The following is an 18,989-nucleotide window of genomic DNA, read 5'->3' on the forward strand; positions in this document are numbered from 1 at the left end:
AGGGCTCCAAGCACTCCCCCACCTAAGCACTCCCCTATCCCCCACACAATGAAGGCCATCATCCTAGGCGCTACGGGCGCTATCGGACGCGACCTTGTCCACCAGCTGCTGCAGGACGAAAGTGTCACCGAGCTCTACCTCCTCGTGCGCCGCATCCCCGAGGGACTCAGTTCCCCCAAGCTCAAGATCCAGGTCCTCGACTTCGACCAGCCCGAGCAGTGGCCCGAGCTCCCCGAGGCAGACGTCCTCTTCTCCTGCCTCGGCACGACGCTACGCGATGCGGGGAGTCAAGCTGCGCAGTACCGCGTGGACTACGGCTATCAGTACGAAGTGGCGCGCCGCGCTGCTGCCCGAGGCGTCCCGCACTACGTCCTCGTCTCGGCCTGGGGTGCTAAGGCCAGCTCCCGCAGCTTCTATACCAGAATGAAGGGCGAACTGGAAGCCGCCGTCCAAGCGCTACCCTTCCGACACATCAGCATCCTCCGCCCGCCGCTTCTCGAGCGCAAGGGATCCACGCGCGGCGGCGAGCGCCTCGCTGCGGCCATCCTTCGGGGGCTGAACACACTGGGCCTCCTGCGCGCCCTTCGCCCCATGCCGACGAGCGTCGTAGCGCGCTGCATGCACGCACTCGCCCGCTCCCAGCACAGCGGCATCCTTGAGGCTCGCGACATCTGGACCTACGCCGAGTAGGGCATCAGCCGCCCCACTGCACAGCCTAAGCAAAGCAAATAGCGCGCCCAGCGATAGTTCTGCTATCGCTGGGCGCGCTATTTATATCCGGTTTGGGTGTATTGGGCTAAGACCCGCACTACGCCCCAGACTAAGGGGGAGGCCTTCTGAGGGATATCAGTCAGCAGGCTGAGGGACGTCAGTCAGCGTGCTGAGGGGTATCGGTCAGAGAGCTGAGGGATAGCCCTCACAGGGCTCGGACAAGGCTATCCGTGCGCTCTGCCCCACCCCGCTGCGGGTATGCAACCTAAGGCTAGCCCTCCATGACGCCAATGTAGTCCGTGACGCCCGAGGTGGTGAAGCTCGCCATCTCGCGCAGCATACGCGCCGCCGAGTCGAGGATGGGGAAGGCGCAGATGGCGCCCGTGCCTTCGCCCAGACGCAGCCCGAGGTTCAGGATGGGCTGGGCATTGAGGTAGCGCAGCAGGCGTGCATGGCCCGCTTCGTCGCCTACGTGCCCGTAGAAAGCGTAGTCCGTCACCGCGGGGGCAAAGCTACGTGCCATCAGCACGCAGGCCGTCATGATGAAGCCATCGACGAGGAAGGGTGTACGCCGCTCGGCCGCGCGCAGCATCGCACCCACGGTCGTCACCAGTTCATAGCCGCCGAAGTAGCAGAGCACGCTCCACGCATCGCCCACCCCAATATAGTGCTCCACGGCCGTGCGCAGCACAGCGAGCTTGCGCTGCATGCCCTCGTCATCGAGCCCACTGCCACGGCCTACGCAGGCCTCCAGCGGCAGATCCGTCAGGTAGTACATCCACAGCGCCGAGGAGGAGGTATTGGTAATGCCCATCTCGCCGAAGCTGAGGAGGCGGCAGCCGCGCTCTAGCGCTTCGTCCACGCAGCGCTCGCCGATCTCCAGCGCCTTGGTCGCCTCCTCCTTCGTCATCGCTGCCTCCCTCAGGTAGGAGCGTGTGCCGTGGCGGAGCTTGCGGTGCATCAGCTGCGGCTCGTCACCGAAGTCATGGTCCACCCCCACATCCACCAGATGCAGGCGGAAGTCGTGCTGACGGCAGAGAAAGCAGATGCCTGCCCCGCCGTGCAGCATGCTGTAGACGACCTGACGGGTGACCTCCTTGGGGCTCTTACTGATGTCCTCCTCGGCGATGCCATGGTCGGCAGCAAAGACGAAATGCTCCCGTGGGCTCAGCTCGGGGCGTAGCGTATCCTGGATAGCGGCCAGCCGTGCGGCCAGCGCCTCGAGGCGCCCCATGGAGCCAAGGGGCTTGGCGATGCGGTCGATGTAGCCCTGAGCCTGCAGGAGAGCCTGGTCACTCAGGGGCTTGATATCATAGTGTCTCATAGTTCTAGCTATAGGGGGGCCCCCTTGACGGGCACAGGGATGCCGCAGACCATAAGGGTCACGCGGTCTGCCCGCGCGGCGATATACTGATTGATCCAGCCCTGCAGGTCGGTGAAGCGACGCTGCACGGGATCCATCGGGACACCGCCGAGGCCGATCTCATTGGTCACGAGGATGAAGTGCGCGTCCTGGGCGAAGAGGAGCTCCAGCTCGGCCTTCATCTCCTGGAGGGCTCGGTCGATGTCCTGCTCGAGGTCGAAGAAGAAGTTCGTCGCCCACAGTGTCACGCAGTCGATGAGCACGGTGCGCCCCGAGAGCGGGGGCCGCGAGAGGGCCTTCTCCTCCTCGATATTCGTCCACTCGGGACCTCGCCGCTCCTGGTGTCGGCGTACGCGCTCGGCGAACTCCTCGTCCCAGATGCGTGCCGTGGCGATATACACGGGCTGAGGGCTGAGGCCTAGCGCCTCGGCCTCAGCATAGGCACTCTTGCCCGAGCGCTCGCCGCCTGTGATCAGATGTATGGTCGTCATGCCTTGGTCGTCGCTTCGGAGTCCTTGCCCCCGAGGATGTGCTCTAGCGTCTCGAGGGCTAGGGCAATGGTGGGTATATGCTGTATGCGGATGATGTGTCGACCGGAGCGCTGGACGAATTCGCAGCGTCTATTATTGCGCGCCACATAGCCCAGCAGGCGTCCGAAGACCTCGGTGCTGTAGTAGGCGCTCTCGGTGTCGGCGATGAGGTGCAGGCTCATGGAGCCGCCCTTGAGGACGAGCTTCTCGATGCCGAGGTGACGCCCCAGACGGCGTAGCTTCGGCACCTGGATGAGCGCCTCGGCAGCCTCGGGCAGCGGCCCGAAGCGGTCGATCATGCGCCCACGGAAGGCCTCCAGCTCCGCGTCCTCCGTCAGCCCGTCCAGCTCGCGATAGAGAAGGATGCGCTCGCCGTCCTGCGGCACGTAGTCCTGAGGGAAGCTGAGCTCGAGGTCACTCTCTACCTGCGTCTCCACGACGAAGCGGTCGGCCGTCTCCGCCCCCGAGCGCTGATCCTGCTCGGCGTAGACCTCGGCGAACTCGTCGGCCTTGAGCTCGCGGATTGCCTCATCGAAGACCTTCTGGTAGGTCTCGTATCCCATGTCGGTGATGAAGCCACTCTGCTCGGCTCCGAGCACGTTGCCCGCGCCGCGCTGATCGAGGTCCTGCAGCGCGATACGGATGCCGCTACCGAGGTCGCTGAAGCTCTCGATGGCGCGCAGACGCCGCTGGGCGTCCTCGCTGAGGCCCGACAGCGGGGGCGTCAGCAGGTAGCAGTAGGCCTTGCGGTCACTGCGCCCGACGCGGCCGCGCAGCTGGTGCAGCTCGCTCAGGCCGTAGTGGTGGGCGTCGTGGATCATGATGGTATTGGCGTTCGGCACGTCGATGCCGTTCTCTATGATTTTGGTCGCGACCAGCACGTCATACTCGTGTGCGGCGAAGGCGGTGAGGATCTGCTCGGTCTCCTTGGGCGCCAGTCGGCCGTGCGCCACGGCGATGCGCGCGTCGGGTACCTCACGCTGGATGAGGCCTGCCAGACTCTCGATATTCTCGATGCGGCTATTGACGAAATAGACCTGCCCCCCGCGGCTCAGCTCGTAGTTCACGGCCTCGCGGATCACCTGGGGCGAGGTCTGGCTGAGCATGGTCTCGACGGGTCGGCGATTGGCGGGCGGCGTGTTGAGGTTCGACAGGTCCCGTGCGCCCATCAGCGAGAACTGCAGGGTACGGGGTATAGGCGTGGCACTCATGGTCAGCGTATCCACGTTGACCTGCAGCTGACGCAGGCGCTCCTTGACGGCGACACCGAACTTCTGCTCCTCGTCAATGATCAGTAGGCCGAGGTCACGGAAGCGGACGTCCTTGCTCGTCAGGCGGTGCGTGCCGATGATGATGTCTATCTTGCCCTCCGCTAGCTCCGCCAGCAGGGCACGGAGCTCCTTAGGTGTGCGTGCCCGTGAGATATAGTCCACACGGACGGGGAAGTCCGCCAGGCGCTTGGAGAAGGTGCGGTAGTGCTGGTAGGCAAGCACCGTCGTAGGCACCAGTACGGCTACCTGCCGACCATCGGTCGCAGCCTTGAAGGCCGCCCGCACGGCGATCTCCGTCTTGCCGAAGCCCACGTCCCCGCAGAGCAGTCGGTCCATGGGGAAGGCACGCTCCATGTCGGCCTTGACCGCCGCCGTGGCTGCGGCCTGGTCGGGCGTGTCCTCAAAGGCAAAGCTCGCCTCGAGCTCGTGCTGCAGATAGCTATCGGGACTGAAGGCGAAGCCCTCACTCTCGCGGCGCTCCTTGTAGAGCTTGATCAGGTCGCGGGCGATGTCCTTGATGCGCTTCTTGGTCTTATCCTTGATGCGCTGCCAGGCGCTCGTGCCGAGCGTACTCAGCTTCGCCTCGGACTGCTCGCCACCGGCGCGGTAGTGCGAGAGCTTGTGCAGGCTGTGGAGGTTGACATAGATGCTGTCGCCGCGGTTGTAGATGAGCTTGACGAACTCCTGCGGGCGGCCCTGCTGCTCCATCGTCACCAGGCCGTCGAAGCGCCCCACGCCGTGATCGGCATGTACCACGAGGTCGCCGCGGTGGAAGCTCTGCAGCTCCTTGAGCGAGAGAGAGACCTTGCCCGAGCGCGCCTTGTCACTGCGCAGGCTGTACTTATGGTAGCGGTCGAAGAGCTCGTGCTCGGTAAGCAGCACCCAGCGATGCGCCTCGTCGACGAAGCCCTCATGGTAGGTCGCCTCCACGCGCTGCGGCAGGTAGTTCGGGGCGAGATGTGGGGCGAGGAGCTCCACGACGCGCTCGTAGGCGCTGTCACTCGCCGCTGCCAGCCACAGCTGATAGCCCGCCTCCTGCCAGTGGCGTAGCTGGGCCGCCAGCGCCGCATAGTCCTTGCGGGAGTGCGGCGGGGCTGCCGTGGCGTAGACGAGGTCGGCGGCCGCATGGTCACTCGTCAGCTCGTAGCTGGCATGGCGTGCTAGCTCCTCTTCCAGGGCCTCGGGGGAGCGCAGCATACGCTGTACCTCCTCCAGCGAGCGGAAGCCTCCCTCCTCCTGGTACACGGGGGCTGTCTGCCAGTTGGTCACGAGGCGTGCGCGCAGCCCTCCCCTACCCTTATAGAGGATACGTAGCTCGCCAGGCAGCAGCTCCAGCAGCGATACAGCGCCATCCTCGGCCTGCCCTAGGTCAGGGCTCAGCGTCAGCTCCTGAAGGCGCTCCACCGAGAGCTGGCTATCCACCTCGAAGAGGCGCAGACTCTCCAGCTCGTCGTCGAAGAAGTCCAAGCGATAGGGCAGCTCGGAGCTAAAGGAATAGATGTCGAAGATACTCCCGCGGATGGCGAACTGGCCCGGCTCGTAGACATAGTCCACGCGCTCGAAGCCCCAGCCCAGCAGCCTATCGCGCAGCTCGTCGCGATCTACCAGCTGCCCCTGGCGGAGCGTATAGCGCTCGTAGCTGGCCTCTCGCATCGGCGGTACCAGCTCCTGCACCGCCTCGGGGTAGGAGATGATGATGGGCAGGCGTCCGCCCTCCTCGCTGAGACGGCTGAGCACCATGGAGCGCAGCAGTACCTGCGCCTCGTCTCTATGGCCGTAGCGTAGCGCACGGCGGTAGGCGGAGGGGAAGAAGAGGACGGCCTCACGCCCCAGCAGTTGCTCGAGGTCGGAATAGAGGTAGCCCGCCTCCTCCTCATCGCGCAGCAGCACGAGGAGCGGAGACAGCGCATGCAGCTCCGCCGTGAGCGGGGCTAAGGCACTGCCATAGAGGCCAGAGATGCGCAGCACGCCCGTAGGGTCGAGGCGCTGCAGCTGTCCCTTCGCCGCCTGCGTCAGGTAGCTCGGGAAGTGGAAGCTCGGGAGATCGAGCTCTTGCTTTCGTTTCTTCACGCTACAAAGATACGGCAGTTCGTCCACCAGCGGCTCCCCGCACGGGCAGAAGGGCGAACGGAGGAGGCTTCGGCCGCAGCTCGCTCCTTCTGTCGCTGAGCTGCTAGCAGCTACTCGGGGCGCTCACTCTAGGCTTCACCCTCGGGCGAGGGTAAAGCCTCAGCGCTCTGATGGATATCCCTCAACTCCTTGACTGATATCCCTTGGCCTAGCTGACTGATATCCCTGAGGAGCGCTGATGGATAGCAGTCAGGAGCGCTCGCCCTTAGTCGCTAGCGGGCGGGCAGCCTAGCGAGCCTTCTACTCCACTTAGACTAAGGGAAGCCAGCAAAAGACTTCGCCCCCAGCCGTCCACCGTATAGCGGACAGCTGGGGGCGAAGGGAGAGGCGGACGAAGCGCTGCGGCTTCTTGTCCTCCCCTAGGCTAGGTGCTCGGAGGCCTAGAGCGTCTTGAGCAGCTCGACAAGGCGCTCAGCGTGTGCCTTAGCCTCGGCAGCGACGTTGGGATTTTCCAGTGCCAGCTGCCCGTAGAGGGGGAAGGCACCAGCGTACTCCATACGGCAGTAGCCTGCCGAGGTACGCAGCGCGGCCTCTACATCCAGGTGCAGACCACCGGTGTAGACCTCCGCAGCCGCGCCTGTCGTATAGCTGTGGACGAACTTCTTACCAGCGAGCTTGAAGCTATCAGCACCGTAGGCAAAGCCGTACTGGAAGACTTCGTCCATATAGCGCTTCATGAGCGCGGGCGTGGCGAACCAGAAGAGGGGATGCTGGAAGACGATGACGTCAGCTGCCACGAGCGCTGCCTGCTCGGCGGCCACATCAATGGGGCGATTGTCGGGATAGAGCTCCTCGAGCTTGCGGACGGTGATGCCGGGCTGTGCCTCGAGCACCTCGAGGATGGCCTTACCAGCGTGACTCTGACTCTGGTAGGTGTGCGAATAAATGACGAGTACGTTCATTGGGAATATATCTTGAGTTTCTTAGGCCCTGTCCCAGGGCTTACTTACGTAGAGGTAACAGCAGGCGAGGACTTTGGTTCACCCTTAGAGCAAAAAAAGCGCAGCGCCCCGACCGCGAAGGTCGAGACGCTGCACTTAGATCTATACTGTAGGGGCGGGCCTACTTCTTGAGGCGTGCCAGGATCTTGCTCGCCGAGTCAGAGAGCAGGACGACAGCACCCGCGAGGATAGCCGTATCCTTGATCACCAGACGGCCAGCACCCGAGAGGAAGGGGAAGCCATTGGCCCACTCACCAGCGGCCAGAGCTTCGGGCGAGGCGCTGACGAAGGTCTCGGGCGTCGTGACGAGGAAGCTGAGGGTGCCGATGGTCATGATGATGCACAGCAGCTCACCGATAATGCCGAGGTAGGGGCTGAAGAGGCCGAGGAAGACCAGGATACCGATCGTCATGATGAGGATACCGAGGCCGTGCGAGAAGAGGTAGGTACGGTTCTCGACGTGCCAGTCATGCTTGGCCTGATCGTACTTGCCCTCGGGGACCTTGTTGAGGGTGTACTCCTTGACGACCTTGCCTTCGTCGGTAGTGACCTTATTGCTAGCGTTCTTGAGGAAGAAGCTCATCAGTGGGCTGTTGGCCACGAAGGGGATGATGCCATTCGCCTCGTAGTTGGCGAACTTCAGACCACCGATCCAGACGAAGATGATGAGGATGGCGACACGGATGAGCTTCAGGCCGAGCCCGCGCAGCTTACTGGCACACTCGAGGAAGGACAGGAATGCAGATTGCATAGTACTTAGGTGTTGATTAGTTGTTGTACTGATTACTTGCTTACCCTTTAATAACGAGGAGCAAGCGTAATGGTTCAGTCTCGGCTCCCTTAGCCCAGTAGGTAGGCCTCCGTCCAGCGCCTGTAGTCGAGGCTCGGTGAGCCGTCTGCCTCCTGCAGGACGAGCTCGCTGCACAGACAGGGCTGGTAGCTCGTGAGCTCGGCGATACGGCGCCAGAGCGTGAGGCTACGCACGGGGCGAGCGGGGCGCGAGGAGACGGCGACCCACTCCGACAGGTAGAGGCCGCTCCTGACGGCCTGCTGCCGCAGCGCCTCGAGCTGCTCGGCAGGCGTGATGAGGGCTAGTGCTCCACCCCGCTCCAAGAGGCGGGGTGCATAGCGCAGCAGCAGGGCGGGAGAGAGACTCCCCCCGAGCGTGTGGCGCGCCAGCGCTCGGCTCGCCTCGGGGGCAAGGGTCGTCTCGGTATAGTAGGGAGGATTGGAGAGGATGAGATCATAGCGGGCAGGCTCCTCCGTCGTCGCCGCAGCGAGGAAGTCCGTCTGCCGTAGGCTGAGGCGTGTGCTCCAGGGGGAGGCGGCGAAGTTTTCCGCCGCTTCGGCTGCGGCCCCCGCCTCCAGTTCCCAGGCCTCGACCTCGGCCGTCGGGTAGCGCTGGGCGAGCATCAGGGCCAGCACGCCCGTACCCGTACCGACGTCGAGGACGCGGCGCGGGGGGGTGAGACGCGTGGGCTGCCAAGCGCCCAGCAGCAGGGCATCCGTCCCACATTTCTGTGCCGCCCGCCCCTGCCTGAGCTCGAACTGGCGGAAGTGGAAGATCTCCGCGCTACTGGACATCCTCCTCAGGCTGGGACTCCTCTAGTCGGCGCAGCACGGCATCCAGCTGACGGATGCGCCAGGGCTGGGGGTAGAGGTTGTTCGTACGGTTGCCGAGGTGCTTCGCGAAGCCCAAGGGCGCACCTTGATAGCAAATGAGGACGAAGCCGCGCGGCGTCTCGGGGGGCAGCGTCAAGGCCTCGCCAGCGAGGTAGCGCAGGCACTCCTGCCGCGTCAGCTCCACACGGGGGAAGGCCTCCTGAGCCAGCAGCTGGCTCAGTGCCAGTGCGGGCTGCGGCAGCCAGTCACGGCCCTTGAGCTCGGCCACCTGCAGCCCCGCGCTCAGCACGGGGATACGTAGCGCCTCGAGCTCCTCTAGGAGGCGGGCAGTGGGATCAGGCAGTGCCAGCAGGCGCGTCTCCTCCAGCATGCGCCACTGCAGTGCTGGGGAGGGCTCGAGCCACGGGAGGAGCTCCTTCGGGGGCTTGACGCTCGCGCTGCGCCCCGCCTTGGCGCCTTTAGCCTTACGCCCGTGGGAGGACTTCGCCTCGCCTGCTGCACTGGGCTTGCGCAGCAGGGCAAGAAAGAGCCCCTCCCCACGTGTGCGGTGCGGCATCATACGGTAGCAGGGATAGGGACTGAGGGCTGAGGGCGCGACGAAGGGCTCCAGCGCCTGCAGCCTGAGCGGCTCGGCGCCGAGCTCCTCCACGAGGTAGGCCACCTGCGCCTCGTCCTCCTGTCCGTTCAGCGTGCAGGTGCTGTAGACCAGCAGCCCGCCTGGGGCGAGCGCCGGCCATATATCCTCGAGGATGCTGCGCTGTAGGGCAGCGCACTGACTGACCAGCTGGGGCGACCACTGACGCCGTGCCTCCTCGTCCTTGCGCATCATCCCCTCGCCCGAGCAAGGGGCATCCACGAGGATGAGATCATAGCTGGAGCGCATGCGCCCCAGGCTAGCAGCGTCCGTACTGGTGACGATGCTGTAGGGCGGACCCCACTTCTGGAGGTTCTCGGTGAGGATATGCGCGCGGCTGCGGACGTACTCGTTGCTCACGAGGGTACTGCCCGCAGGAAGCAGGTCCAGCAGCAGCGTGCTCTTCCCCCCAGGGGCGGCACAGAGGTCAAGGGCTACTAGGGGCTCCTCCCCGAGGTAGGGGCTGATGGCGGCCAAGGTCATGGACGAGGCCTCCTGCACGTAGTACTGCCCCGCATGCCACAGCGGATCAGCGGTGAAGCTCGGGCGGCGACTGAGGTAGTAGCCGAGCCCCTGGGACCAAGCCACGGGCCCAGCGAGCGGGAGCTCGGAGGGCAGGGCGGCGCACTTGGCGGCATTGCGGCGCACAGAGACCGAGGCCTCTCCCTCGAGCGCGCCCAGCAGGGCCTCGGCCTCCTCAGGCAGGAGCTGCTGGATGAGCCGAACGAACTCGGCAGGTAGCGGCGTAGTCAAGGGCATAGGCTTAGCGTCCGATCAGGAAGATGGTAGGTACCTTATGGATATCGGGGATATGCCCGCGCCACTGACTGAGGCGGCGCGTTTGCAGGAGCTCGCCCTCCCCCGTCAGCCCCGAGGCGATGCAGAGCAGCGTGTCGCCCGAGCAGTGACGGATCAGTTGCTCCACCAGCTGCACATTGCGGTAGGGGGTCTCGATGAAGATCTGCGTCTCCCCTGTGGAGCGCAGGCGCTGCTCCAGCTCATGGAGCGTACGGCTACGCTCGGCCTCCTCGATGGGCAGGTAGCCGCGGAAGGCGAAGCGCTGCCCATTGAAGCCCGAACCCATCAGGGCCATCAGGATGGAGCTGGGCCCGACGAGCGGGACGACGCGTAGCCCCTTATGCTGAGCTAGGGCCACGACATCCGCCCCCGGGTCGGCGATGGCGGGACAGCCCGCCTCGGAGATGATGCCCATGTCCTCTCCCCTCAGGGCGGGCTCTAGGTAGCGCGCCAGCTCCTCGGCGGGAGTGTGCTTGTTCAGCTCGTAGAAGGTGCAGGCGTCGATATCGATGCTGCGGTCAGCCGCCTTGAGGAAGCGGCGTGCCGAGCGTACGTTCTCCACGATGAAGTGACGCAGCTGGGGCAGCAGCTGCCTATTGTACTCGGGCAGGCAAGTCTCGTGGGGCACGTCCGCCAGCGGTACGGGGATGAGGTAGATCATAGAAGGGGTAAGTGGCAGGGAGGTCTAGAGGCTAGCGCCCTGACGCAGGCGCTGCGCCAAGAGGATGGTCTGCTCGAGATAGGGCAGCTCGGCACGTAGGTAAGGAGCGAAGTCCAGCTGCCCAAGCTGCGCGGTGATGTGCTCCAGCGGCCACCAGCGCCCTTGCTGCGGCTGGCAGTCTACGAGCAGCTGGCTGGGCTCGGCGATATCGACGGCGTAGAGGTAGACGCTGAGCGGCTGCCCCTCTAGCGTCTCATGGTAGTGCAGGAGGAAGCGCGGGCGGGCTCGGCGTACGCCGCAGAAGCGCTGATCGATCAGCAGCTGCGCCAGCGCCTCGGGGCGGCAGCCCTCGGTGAGCCAGCTGACGAAGGGCGTATCATAGCCCGCGGCGATCGGCAGCTGCTCCCGCTCGGCGTGCTCGAGGTAGAGCATGTCGCCGGTCGTAGCCATCAGGCGCACCACGGGCAGGCGTCCCTGGTCGCTACGCGCATCGGTGAGCGGCACGCGCCCCAGCTGCTGCTGTTGGTCGCCCACTACGGGGATCCACTGCTCGCGGTCTAGGCGCTTATTGACCCACAGCAGGTGCAGGGACTCGAAGGCATAGACACCCCAGGTGAAGAGCGCCACGAAGATGGCGAAGTACTGCAGCAGTGCTCCCCACTCCACGGGACAGAGGTGGACGCAGGCCGAGATAGCACAGAGGGTCACCAGAGAGAAGGCGATGAGGATGCGCTCGAAGCGTAGCCGCTCCTCTCTAAGGATACGCGAGCGCAGGCAGCCACAGCTAAGCGTACCCCAGCGGTCGCGTCCCCAACGATAGATCCCAGCCACAAGGCTACTGGTGATGTAGCTGAAGAGCAGCAGCGACTGCAGCCATAGCGGGTGCTCATAGAAGTCATCGAAGCTCAGGGCCAGTGCAGCCCAGAGCAGCAGGACGAAGAGCGAGCGCCCCACGCTGGGACGATTGGCCGCTAGGCCACCCACCAGCCAGAGCAGCAGGATGCCGAGGCCCAGGCCGAGAGCTGCCCCTAGGAGCGCCAGCAAGGGCGGGAGGAAAAGGCTCAGCACCAGCCCCACGGGGAAGGTGAAGAACTCCGTAGGCAAGGGGAGCTGCATCAGCCCGAGGCGGCGGCGTAGTGCGTGGAGATATCTGCTTTGCGTCGTCATGTATAGCTATAACAAGCCTTGGGGGGCAGGGTTCAGTTCGCTCGCGGCGCGTAGCTCCCCTTGGGCAGCCTTCTCCTCCCGCCTAGAGTAAACCAAGCAGCCAGCAAGCCCCCACCCTCCCCCAGCTAAGGACCCAGCAAAGGGAGGCCATAGCTCCCGCGAAGCTCATACCTAAGGCAGAGGCCTCTGTGGGATATCAGCCAAGAAGCTGAGGGACGTCCGTCAGCTTCGTGAGGGATAGCCGTCAGGAGGCTGAGGGATGTCTGTCAGCTCCCTCACCTCAGGCGATCGCCTCGCCCGCCCTTCGTCCACCGTGCCCTGGCGCCCTCCCCGCACGCGACGCCCACCGCCTACGCTAGGGCCCAAAAGAGAGCGGGGCGAGCACCCTGATGGATGCTCGCCCCGCTCCTATAGCTGAGCTCTGGAGTGCCTAGTAGGGACGGACACCCTCGGCACGGCGGTCGTAGCGCTTGCCCACGACCTCCCAGTCGATGATACGCCATACCTGCTTGAGGTGCTCGGCACGGCGGTTCTCATAGTCTAGATAGTAGGCATGCTCCCAGATGTCGATCCCGAGGAGGGGCGTGAGCCCACGTACTACGGGGTTACCTGCATTGGGCTCCTTATCGATGTAGAGCTTGCCCTCGGCATCGCAGGCCAGCCACAGCCAGCCCGATCCGAAGATAGAGACCCCAGCCTGCTCGAAGGCCTTCTGGAAGGCCTCGAAGCTCCCATAAGACGCCTCGATCATCTTGGCCAATGCTCCTACGGGCTTGGTCGCCTCGGCTGTGGCAGGGCGGAACTGTAGGAAGTAGAGGTTATGATTGAGCAGCTGGCCCGCGTTGTCGAAGATAGCCCCCGAGCTGTAGCGCACCAGGCGCACCAGGTCGGAGCCTGGCATGCCCGACTCCTTGAGGAGGCTGTTCAGCTTGGAGACGTAGCCCGCTAGGTGCTTGCCGTGATGCAGTTCTACCGTACGCTTGCTGATGACAGGCGCTAGGGCGTCGCTAGCGTAGGGCAGCTTGATGAGCTCGTAGCTCTGGGTGGTGGCGGGGCTCGTCGTCTGCGCCTGCAGCGTCGAGGAGGTGGATAGCGGTAGCCCGAGGCTAGCCAAGAGTAGGGTCAGGAGATATCGTCTCATTGAGTTAGGGGATTGTGATGTGTGTGGTGTAAGTGTGCTGTGTGTGTTTTAGTCGTCGTAGCCGGTGATTTTACCGCTTTTGTTGAGTAGGACATCCAGGCCCGAGGCAAGCTCGACATAGTAGCCGTGCCACTTGCGCTCAATCTTGACGATGCGATCGCCGGGATGTGCTGCGTTCAGGCTGTTCAGGACGCCCTTGGGGATGAAGCCCGTAGGGATGTGCACGCGGTCTCCATCGACGTCCTGCCAGTTCCCCTTGCCATCGAACTCGATCTCGATGCCGTCGGAGAGGCGTAGCTCATAGGTCTTACCCGTCAGCTCACGATCCTCCTTGACATAGGCGACCGTACGATCAGGAAAGTAAGACTTAATGAACTGCTGAGCTGCCACGGGCAGCTGGTTGAAGGTGATGATGCGATCATTGTCCGCCTTTAGTGCGGTGATCGAGATCGCGATCAGGGCTAGGGCAAAGGCAAAGAATCTCTTCATAACGTTCAGGTAAAAGTGTGAGTAATATGTATGTGAACGTTTATAAAACCGCTGAGCCTCCTGAAAGGTTCGCAGTCCCTTGCTTTTTGTGTACTTACTGCCGCCGCAAGGGATGCCAAGCGCGGAGTGCGAAGCTCCGCCCTAGGCTCCTGGAGCGAGGGCGGGAAGGCGGCGGAGCGAGGTAGCCGCCTAAAGCAAAGCTCCACGAGGGATATCCCTCGCGGAGCTCACTGCCGTCGGTCAGTGTGCTGAGGGACGTCCCTAAGAGCGCTGACTGATATCCCTCAGGAGGCCTCCCCCTAAGGCCAAGTCTTTGCTAGTATCTCTTAGCACCTTCGCCTAAAGCGAGGCTAGACGAAGGAGGCTGCTAGGGTAGGCCGTGGCCTGAGCCCAGCCCGCGAGCATGAGCAACTAGCGAGTACGACGCCCACGCGGTGTGGAGCGCTCCACGAGCAGGAGGCTATCCCCGCCGAGACGCGTACGGAGCCAGGACTCGAGACGCTCGCGGTCGGCTGCCGAGAGCTCCGCAGTCCCCTCGAGACTCAGCAGGCCCAGGACATAGCGCAGCGTACTGTCCCCCTCGGGCTCAGCCACGGGGGCAAGCGCCAGGCGCTGCACCCCAGGGAAGAGCGCCCTGAGCTCGGGCTGCAGCTGACGACTCAGCTCCTCGTAGCGCATATAGCCCTCGAGGCGATCCGTCAGTAGCGCGTGCTCCTGCGTCAGCTGCAGCAGCTGCTGGCGCTGCTGCTCCTGCACGCTCAGGCGCTGCTCCAGCTGGCTACTCAACGCTAGGATGCTATCGGACTGTACCCCCTGGATCACGGAGAGCTGATAGCCCGAGAGGCCATAGTCCGAGAGGCGCGCGGCGGCCTCCTGCTGCCTCTGCTCGCTGAGCTCACGGCCTACGGCCACGATACGTAGCGTCCGCTCCCCGCGGTCGAGGTCGCTGGAGAGGATCTGCGTACCCGACTGCGTCAGCTCGCCCTTGACGAAGCTCCGCAGGTTGGCCGCCGTGATGCTGCTGCGCACGATGTCGGCCGTCATCCACAGCGCAGGCAGCGCCGTAGCGATGACGATCAGGGTGAGCATGTGGCGCGCACGCTTGGCACGCTCAGGCGTCAGGAAGCTGTGCGGCGTGAAGCGCATCAGCCGCACGCCTATGATGGTGGCCAGTGCGATGAAGACCGTATTGATGAAGAAGAGGTAGAAGGCACCGAAGAAGTACAGCAGCTGCCCTGTCGCCAGCCCGTAGCCCGCCGTACAGAGCGGCGGCATCAGCGCCGTAGCGATAGCCACGCCCGGCAGCACATTACCGCTCTTACCCCCACGCGTCGCCAGCGCCACGATCCCTGCCGCACCGCCGAAGAAGGCGATCAGCACGTCGTAGATCGTCGGTGAGGTACGCGCCAGCAGCTCGGACTGCGCCTCCCCCAGCGGACTGATGAGGAAGTAGACCATAGCCGTCAGGACGCTGATCAGCGTAGCGAGAGTGTAGTTCTTCGCCGCCCGTCGCAGGAGGTCAGGGTCATTGATCCCCACCGCTAGCCCCATACCTATAATAGGGCCCATGAGCGGGGAGATGAGCATCGCGCCGATGATGACAGCCGTCGAATTGACGTTGAGGCCCAGCGATGCGGTGAAGATGGCGAAGATCAAGATCCATAGGTTGGCCCCACGGAAGGAGACGCCCTGCGTGATCTCGGCCACGACGAGCTGCTCGTCCTCGAGGACAGGACGCAGGTTGAGGAAGACGCGTATGCGCTGCAGTATACTCATATAGGAGAGCTTGGTAAGCGCCTGCGGCAGGTGAAAGGAGCGCTCAGCGCGAGCGCTATGCCGCAGGGAGATGTTAATACAAAGTGAAAGGGGAAGGTGAAGTCCCAAAGGATGCTCAGCCAAGGCCCCCAAGGCGGGAGCGAGGCCAGCAAGTGGTGCGGAGCTAGGTGGGATGCTGGAGCCAGGAGTCTGCGTATAGTCCCAGACTACAGAGGCAAGCGAGCCCCGCGGCGACCGCTCCCAGCTCCACTCTGGAGGGACAGATCACTGCGGGGCTCCTGCCTCTCTAGAGAGGCTAAGGGAAGGAAGGCGGGAGCCTAGATCCCAGTGTAGCTGTGTGGGCTGATGCGGTGCATCTCCTCCTTGAGCTCGGCACTGATGGGCAGCCCTTCGATGAACTCGTAGATCGACTTCTCGGTGATGCCCTCATTGGTGCGGGTCAGGGCCTTGAGCGCTTCGTAGGGCTTGGGGTAGCCTTCGCGGCGCAGGATCGTCTGGAGCGCCTCGGCCACGACGGCCCAGTTGTGCTCTAGGTCGCGGTACAGCGCCTCCTTGTTCAGGAGCACCTTACCCAGTCCCTTGCGTAGGCTCTTCAGGGCGATCATGCTGTGTGCCAGGGGGACGCCGACGTTGCGCAGGACGGTCGAGTCGGTGAGGTCACGCTGCAGGCGAGAGATGGGGAGCTTGCGCGCCAGGAAGCCATAGACGGCATTGGCCATCCCGAGGTTGCCCTCCGCGTTCTCGAAGTCAATAGGATTGACCTTGTGCGGCATAGCCGAGGAGCCAACTTCGCCCGCGCGGATCTGCTGCTTGAAGTAGTCCATCGAGATGTACATCCAGAAGTCACGCGCCAGGTCGATGAGGATGACGTTGATGCGCGTCAGGACGTCGAAGAGCGCCGCCAGCTGGTCGTAGTTCGATATCTGCGTGGTATACTCCTCGCGCTGCAGGCCTAGGCTCTGGACGAAGTCCGCCCCGAAGCGGCGCCAGTCACGTCCTGGATAGGCCACGGCATGGGCGTTGAAGTTGCCCGTCGCACCGCCGAACTTAGCCGTATGGGGCAGGGCCTCGAGCGTCTTGATCTGCTCCTGCAGGCGGTAGACATAGACCGCGAGCTCCTTCCCCAGGCGCGTCGGGGAGGCGGGCTGCCCATGTGTGCGGGCCAGCATAGCCACGTCGGCCCACTCCTCTGCATAGAACTGCAGCTGATCGACCAGCCCACCCAGCTCGGGCAGATAGACGTGCTCTACCGCCTCTCGGATCATCAGCGGGAAGGCGGTGTTATTGATGTCCTGAGACGTCAGACCAAAGTGTACGAACTCCTTCTCATCGGCCAGTCCAAGCTCGTCGAACTTCTCCTTGATGAAGTACTCGACGGCCTTGACATCGTGGTTGGTGATACGCTCGATGTCCTTGATACGTGCTGCGTCAGCGCTCGTGAAGCTGAGGTAGATGTCGTGGAGACGCTCTAGGCGCTCCTCGCTCAGGACGCCGCGCAGATTGGGCAGCTCGCCTGAGAGGGCGATGAAGTAAAGGATCTCGATGCGTACACGGTAGCGGATGAGGGCCTCCTCAGAGAAATAGGGGACGAGGGCCTCGGCCTGGGCACGATAGCGGCCATCGATAGGCGAGATCGCCTGTAGGGAATCGAACTGCATGAGCTGTGACTGTGGGTCTAGGGATGGTGAAGTGTAGACTAGGATAAGCGGGGGGATACGACAAAGCGAAGTCCTACCAAGGCTGCCGCAGGGGCAAGGGGTAAGACTTCGCTTCGTCTACTGTGGGGTCGGGACGAGGGGATACACTGCCTAGTCTCGGAGTCTATTGGAGGCTCGGACGAGGGTCTCGTCGTAGATCATGCGTCGCGCAGCCAGATACAGCAGCGGGAGGCAGATGATGGGCAGAGCCAGCGGGAAGCGTATGCCGAAGCTCGCCGTATTGTTGAAGCAGAAGGCATAGCTAACGAAGCCGATGTAGATCAGCTCGCCGAAGATGACGAGCGCCAGGAGGATCGTCAGGCGCATCTGCAGCACGCGGCGCTTGTAGAGCCCGATGAGGCCGAGCGCACCGAGGCAGGTGAGCCAGCTGAGGATCCCGATGGCGTAGACGCGGTGCTGGACGAGGCCGTCGGCACCGTTATAGATGCCCCAGTTATTGAGCAGGCAGTAGGTGCCCTCATCCATCGTGAAGATGGCGATGTCCTGGAAGGCGAAGACGCCCATAGCCAGGGCTACGAGGAGCAGCCAGAGGGTCTGAATACGTTGCCACATAGCGGTAGACGTCGGGGACTACTTCTTGTTGCGACCGGCGATGTTGTAGTACAGCTCGCCGTCCTCGTACTCCTTCGCCGCTACGAGCGTAGGCTTGGGCAGGCGCTCGTACTGACGCGACAGCTCGATCTGCTCTTCGTTCTCGAAGACCTCTTGGTTCTCATCGGTGTACACGGCGAACTCCTGCAGCTTCGCCTCCAGCTCCTGCTTCGTCTCCTGAGCGATCTGGTTGGCGCGCTTAGCGATGATCATCACCGTCTCGTAGATGTTCTCCGTATCCTTGCTGAGGCTGACCATGTCACGGCTGATCGTGTTGGTCGGTACGTTCTTCTTGTACTTGGGCATATTCTCTTTATTGTCTGTAGATATCGTCTTGAGGGAGGGAAGGGCGGCGGCTAGTCCTGCGTCTTGCGGCTGTTCATGCGCTCGTAGATGCGCTGGGCGGCCTTACGGTACTTGCCCTCGGGAAAGTCGTTGACGTAGGCGTAGTAGCTATCGAGAGCCTCACGGATACGCTCCTGGAGACGCTCGGGGACGCTGAGCTCGGCCTGCTCATACTTGGCACGCAGGATGAGGAAGTATATATCCTCCTTGTGGCGCGTGTAGGGGAAGTCCTTGAGTGCGTTCTGCGCCGTGATGACGGCCGACTCATAGTTGTTCCCCAGGTAGAGGCCTAGGTCGAAGTAGAGCTTGGCCGCTAGGTACTCCTTGTAGGCAAGCTTGTCCTGCAGGTCGAAGAGCATCTGCTCCACCTCCCCCTTGTGTCCCCCCTCGGGGTAGAGGTCTAGGTAGGTCTGCAGCTCCTTGATCGCGCCGAGCGTGGCGGACTGATCGAGGCGCGCGTCGGGCGAAGCCTTATAGAGACAGTAGCCAGCCTTGAAGTGCGCCTCCTCGGCCATCGGAGCCTTGGGATAGCTCGTGTAGTAGCTCTGGAAGTAGCGGGCGGCGTCGGCCTCCTGCCCTTGCTCGAAGTAGGAGTTAGCCAAGAGATAGGTACTCTGCGGCCCCTCGGCGGTGCCGACCAGCGAGGGTACGACATCCTCCAGCAGACTGACCACACGGCCGTACTTCTGCTCGTTGTAGCTCTTCTTGGCATAGGAGTAGCGCTCGGCCACGTCCGTGGACTTCTGCACGCGATAGTACTCGCCGCAGGAGGAGAGGAGCAGTAGCCCGAAGGCCGCTATAGAGAGTCTCTTGATCATAACATACATTAGTCTGTACCCATGCACGCGGGTGCAGGGTCATGCAAAGATACTAGTTTCAGACGAATAAACGGCCAAGGAAGTCGCCTCAGTATAGCGAGACACCTCCCCAGCTAGGGCCGCAGCACGCCTCCCCCACCCGCGTCCCCCACTGCAGGGGATGAGGCTCCACGCCTGCCCCATACTGAGGCGCCCGAGGCCCCACCCGACGCAGGACACACTGGGGCAGCCCCCTCACCCTAGGAGGAGGCTGCCCCAGCAGCTCTAGGAGCGTCTAGTGGG

The 18,989-nt window shown here is 63.4% G+C and carries 17 protein-coding genes; 1 reads left to right on the forward strand and 16 read right to left on the reverse strand.

The genetic code is table 11. The features are described 5' to 3' along the window. Positions 1–48: 48 nt before the first annotated feature. Positions 49–690 (forward strand): NAD(P)H-binding protein, encoded by a 642-nt coding sequence (locus Q0248_RS02930; RefSeq protein ID WP_299319540.1) that lies wholly within the window; start codon positions 49–51, stop codon positions 688–690. 292 nt (positions 691–982) lie between these two features. Here Q0248_RS02930 and cobT read toward each other — a convergent pair whose 3' ends face one another. The 16 genes from cobT to bamD all read right to left on the reverse strand — a co-directional run bounded on the left by cobT (position 983) and on the right by bamD (position 18,707). Then, positions 983–2,035 (reverse strand): nicotinate-nucleotide--dimethylbenzimidazole phosphoribosyltransferase, encoded by a 1,053-nt coding sequence (cobT, locus tag Q0248_RS02935; protein ID WP_299319543.1) that lies wholly within the window; start codon positions 2,033–2,035, stop codon positions 983–985. A gap of 8 nt (positions 2,036–2,043) precedes the next feature. Further along, entirely contained in the window at positions 2,044–2,565 is a 522-nt protein-coding gene (cobU, locus tag Q0248_RS02940) for a bifunctional adenosylcobinamide kinase/adenosylcobinamide-phosphate guanylyltransferase (RefSeq protein ID WP_299319546.1), read from the reverse strand. Next, entirely contained in the window at positions 2,562–5,945 is a 3,384-nt protein-coding gene (gene mfd, locus Q0248_RS02945) for a transcription-repair coupling factor (RefSeq protein WP_299319548.1), read from the reverse strand. The genes cobU and mfd overlap by 4 nt, the downstream gene beginning before the upstream one ends. Positions 5,946–6,385: 440 nt before the next feature. Further along, the gene (locus Q0248_RS02950) at positions 6,386–6,907 is read right to left on the reverse strand and encodes an NAD(P)H-dependent oxidoreductase (RefSeq protein WP_299319551.1); all 522 of its coding nucleotides are present in this window, start codon (positions 6,905–6,907) and stop codon (positions 6,386–6,388) included. Between the two features lie 160 nt (positions 6,908–7,067). Then, positions 7,068–7,697: a DUF417 family protein gene (locus Q0248_RS02955; RefSeq protein ID WP_299319553.1), complete on the reverse strand. Its 630-nt coding sequence runs from the start codon at positions 7,695–7,697 to the stop codon at positions 7,068–7,070. 89 nt (positions 7,698–7,786) lie between these two features. Then, on the reverse strand, positions 7,787–8,530 hold the full coding sequence (locus Q0248_RS02960) for a methyltransferase (protein ID WP_299319555.1): 744 nt from the start codon (positions 8,528–8,530) through the stop codon (positions 7,787–7,789). Continuing rightward, positions 8,520–9,962, reverse strand: a complete 1,443-nt coding sequence (locus tag Q0248_RS02965) for an RNA methyltransferase RsmF (RefSeq protein ID WP_299319558.1) — start codon at positions 9,960–9,962, stop codon at positions 8,520–8,522. Before Q0248_RS02965 ends, Q0248_RS02960 begins: the two co-directional genes overlap by 11 nt. Positions 9,963–9,966: 4 nt before the next feature. After that, positions 9,967–10,662 (reverse strand): SAM-dependent methyltransferase, encoded by a 696-nt coding sequence (locus Q0248_RS02970; protein WP_299319560.1) that lies wholly within the window; start codon positions 10,660–10,662, stop codon positions 9,967–9,969. A gap of 24 nt (positions 10,663–10,686) precedes the next feature. Next, positions 10,687–11,829 (reverse strand): hypothetical protein, encoded by a 1,143-nt coding sequence (locus Q0248_RS02975; RefSeq protein WP_299319563.1) that lies wholly within the window; start codon positions 11,827–11,829, stop codon positions 10,687–10,689. 430 nt (positions 11,830–12,259) lie between these two features. Next, on the reverse strand, positions 12,260–12,970 hold the full coding sequence (locus Q0248_RS02980) for a superoxide dismutase (RefSeq protein WP_211788989.1): 711 nt from the start codon (positions 12,968–12,970) through the stop codon (positions 12,260–12,262). A 48-nt stretch (positions 12,971–13,018) separates the two neighbouring features. Next, the gene (locus Q0248_RS02985; protein WP_299319567.1) at positions 13,019–13,459 is read right to left on the reverse strand and encodes a PepSY-like domain-containing protein; all 441 of its coding nucleotides are present in this window, start codon (positions 13,457–13,459) and stop codon (positions 13,019–13,021) included. Positions 13,460–13,870: 411 nt separating this feature from the next. Then, positions 13,871–15,235: a DUF389 domain-containing protein gene (locus Q0248_RS02990; RefSeq protein ID WP_299319570.1), complete on the reverse strand. Its 1,365-nt coding sequence runs from the start codon at positions 15,233–15,235 to the stop codon at positions 13,871–13,873. Between the two features lie 317 nt (positions 15,236–15,552). Further along, positions 15,553–16,893 carry an adenylosuccinate lyase gene (purB, locus tag Q0248_RS02995; RefSeq protein WP_299319573.1) on the reverse strand — a complete coding sequence of 447 codons (1,341 nt, stop codon included), beginning with the start codon at positions 16,891–16,893 and terminating at the stop codon, positions 15,553–15,555. Positions 16,894–17,043: 150 nt separating this feature from the next. Beyond that, positions 17,044–17,505 carry a DUF4293 domain-containing protein gene (locus Q0248_RS03000; RefSeq protein WP_299319575.1) on the reverse strand — a complete coding sequence of 154 codons (462 nt, stop codon included), beginning with the start codon at positions 17,503–17,505 and terminating at the stop codon, positions 17,044–17,046. 18 nt (positions 17,506–17,523) lie between these two features. Continuing rightward, entirely contained in the window at positions 17,524–17,850 is a 327-nt protein-coding gene (locus Q0248_RS03005; protein ID WP_211788984.1) for a DNA-directed RNA polymerase subunit omega, read from the reverse strand. A 50-nt stretch (positions 17,851–17,900) separates the two neighbouring features. After that, positions 17,901–18,707 carry an outer membrane protein assembly factor BamD gene (gene bamD, locus Q0248_RS03010; protein WP_211788983.1) on the reverse strand — a complete coding sequence of 269 codons (807 nt, stop codon included), beginning with the start codon at positions 18,705–18,707 and terminating at the stop codon, positions 17,901–17,903. Between the last annotated feature and the right edge of the window lie 282 nt (positions 18,708–18,989).

The sequence above is a fragment of the uncultured Porphyromonas sp. genome, from assembly GCF_938046015.1.
Taxonomy (GTDB): Bacteria; Bacteroidota; Bacteroidia; order Bacteroidales; family Porphyromonadaceae; genus Porphyromonas.

What these genes read in the sequence shown, in the direction of transcription:
- purB (WP_299319573.1), bottom strand. Translation starts at nt 16,893, where the DNA reads ATGCAGTTCGATTCCCTACAGGCGATCTCGCCTATCGATGGCCGCTAT.
- Q0248_RS03005 (WP_211788984.1), bottom strand. Translation starts at nt 17,850, where the DNA reads ATGCCCAAGTACAAGAAGAACGTACCGACCAACACGATCAGCCGTGAC.
- Q0248_RS02980 (WP_211788989.1), bottom strand. Translation starts at nt 12,970, where the DNA reads ATGAGACGATATCTCCTGACCCTACTCTTGGCTAGCCTCGGGCTACCG.
- Q0248_RS02970 (WP_299319560.1), bottom strand. Translation starts at nt 10,662, where the DNA reads ATGATCTACCTCATCCCCGTACCGCTGGCGGACGTGCCCCACGAGACT.
- Q0248_RS02960 (WP_299319555.1), bottom strand. Translation starts at nt 8,530, where the DNA reads ATGTCCAGTAGCGCGGAGATCTTCCACTTCCGCCAGTTCGAGCTCAGG.
- cobT (WP_299319543.1), bottom strand. Translation starts at nt 2,035, where the DNA reads ATGAGACACTATGATATCAAGCCCCTGAGTGACCAGGCTCTCCTGCAG.
- Q0248_RS02975 (WP_299319563.1), bottom strand. Translation starts at nt 11,829, where the DNA reads ATGACGACGCAAAGCAGATATCTCCACGCACTACGCCGCCGCCTCGGG.
- Q0248_RS02930 (WP_299319540.1), top strand. Translation starts at nt 49, where the DNA reads ATGAAGGCCATCATCCTAGGCGCTACGGGCGCTATCGGACGCGACCTT.
- Q0248_RS02985 (WP_299319567.1), bottom strand. Translation starts at nt 13,459, where the DNA reads ATGAAGAGATTCTTTGCCTTTGCCCTAGCCCTGATCGCGATCTCGATC.
- bamD (WP_211788983.1), bottom strand. Translation starts at nt 18,707, where the DNA reads ATGATCAAGAGACTCTCTATAGCGGCCTTCGGGCTACTGCTCCTCTCC.
- Q0248_RS02990 (WP_299319570.1), bottom strand. Translation starts at nt 15,235, where the DNA reads ATGAGTATACTGCAGCGCATACGCGTCTTCCTCAACCTGCGTCCTGTC.
- cobU (WP_299319546.1), bottom strand. Translation starts at nt 2,565, where the DNA reads ATGACGACCATACATCTGATCACAGGCGGCGAGCGCTCGGGCAAGAGT.
- Q0248_RS02950 (WP_299319551.1), bottom strand. Translation starts at nt 6,907, where the DNA reads ATGAACGTACTCGTCATTTATTCGCACACCTACCAGAGTCAGAGTCAC.
- Q0248_RS03000 (WP_299319575.1), bottom strand. Translation starts at nt 17,505, where the DNA reads ATGTGGCAACGTATTCAGACCCTCTGGCTGCTCCTCGTAGCCCTGGCT.
- Q0248_RS02955 (WP_299319553.1), bottom strand. Translation starts at nt 7,697, where the DNA reads ATGCAATCTGCATTCCTGTCCTTCCTCGAGTGTGCCAGTAAGCTGCGC.
- Q0248_RS02965 (WP_299319558.1), bottom strand. Translation starts at nt 9,962, where the DNA reads ATGCCCTTGACTACGCCGCTACCTGCCGAGTTCGTTCGGCTCATCCAG.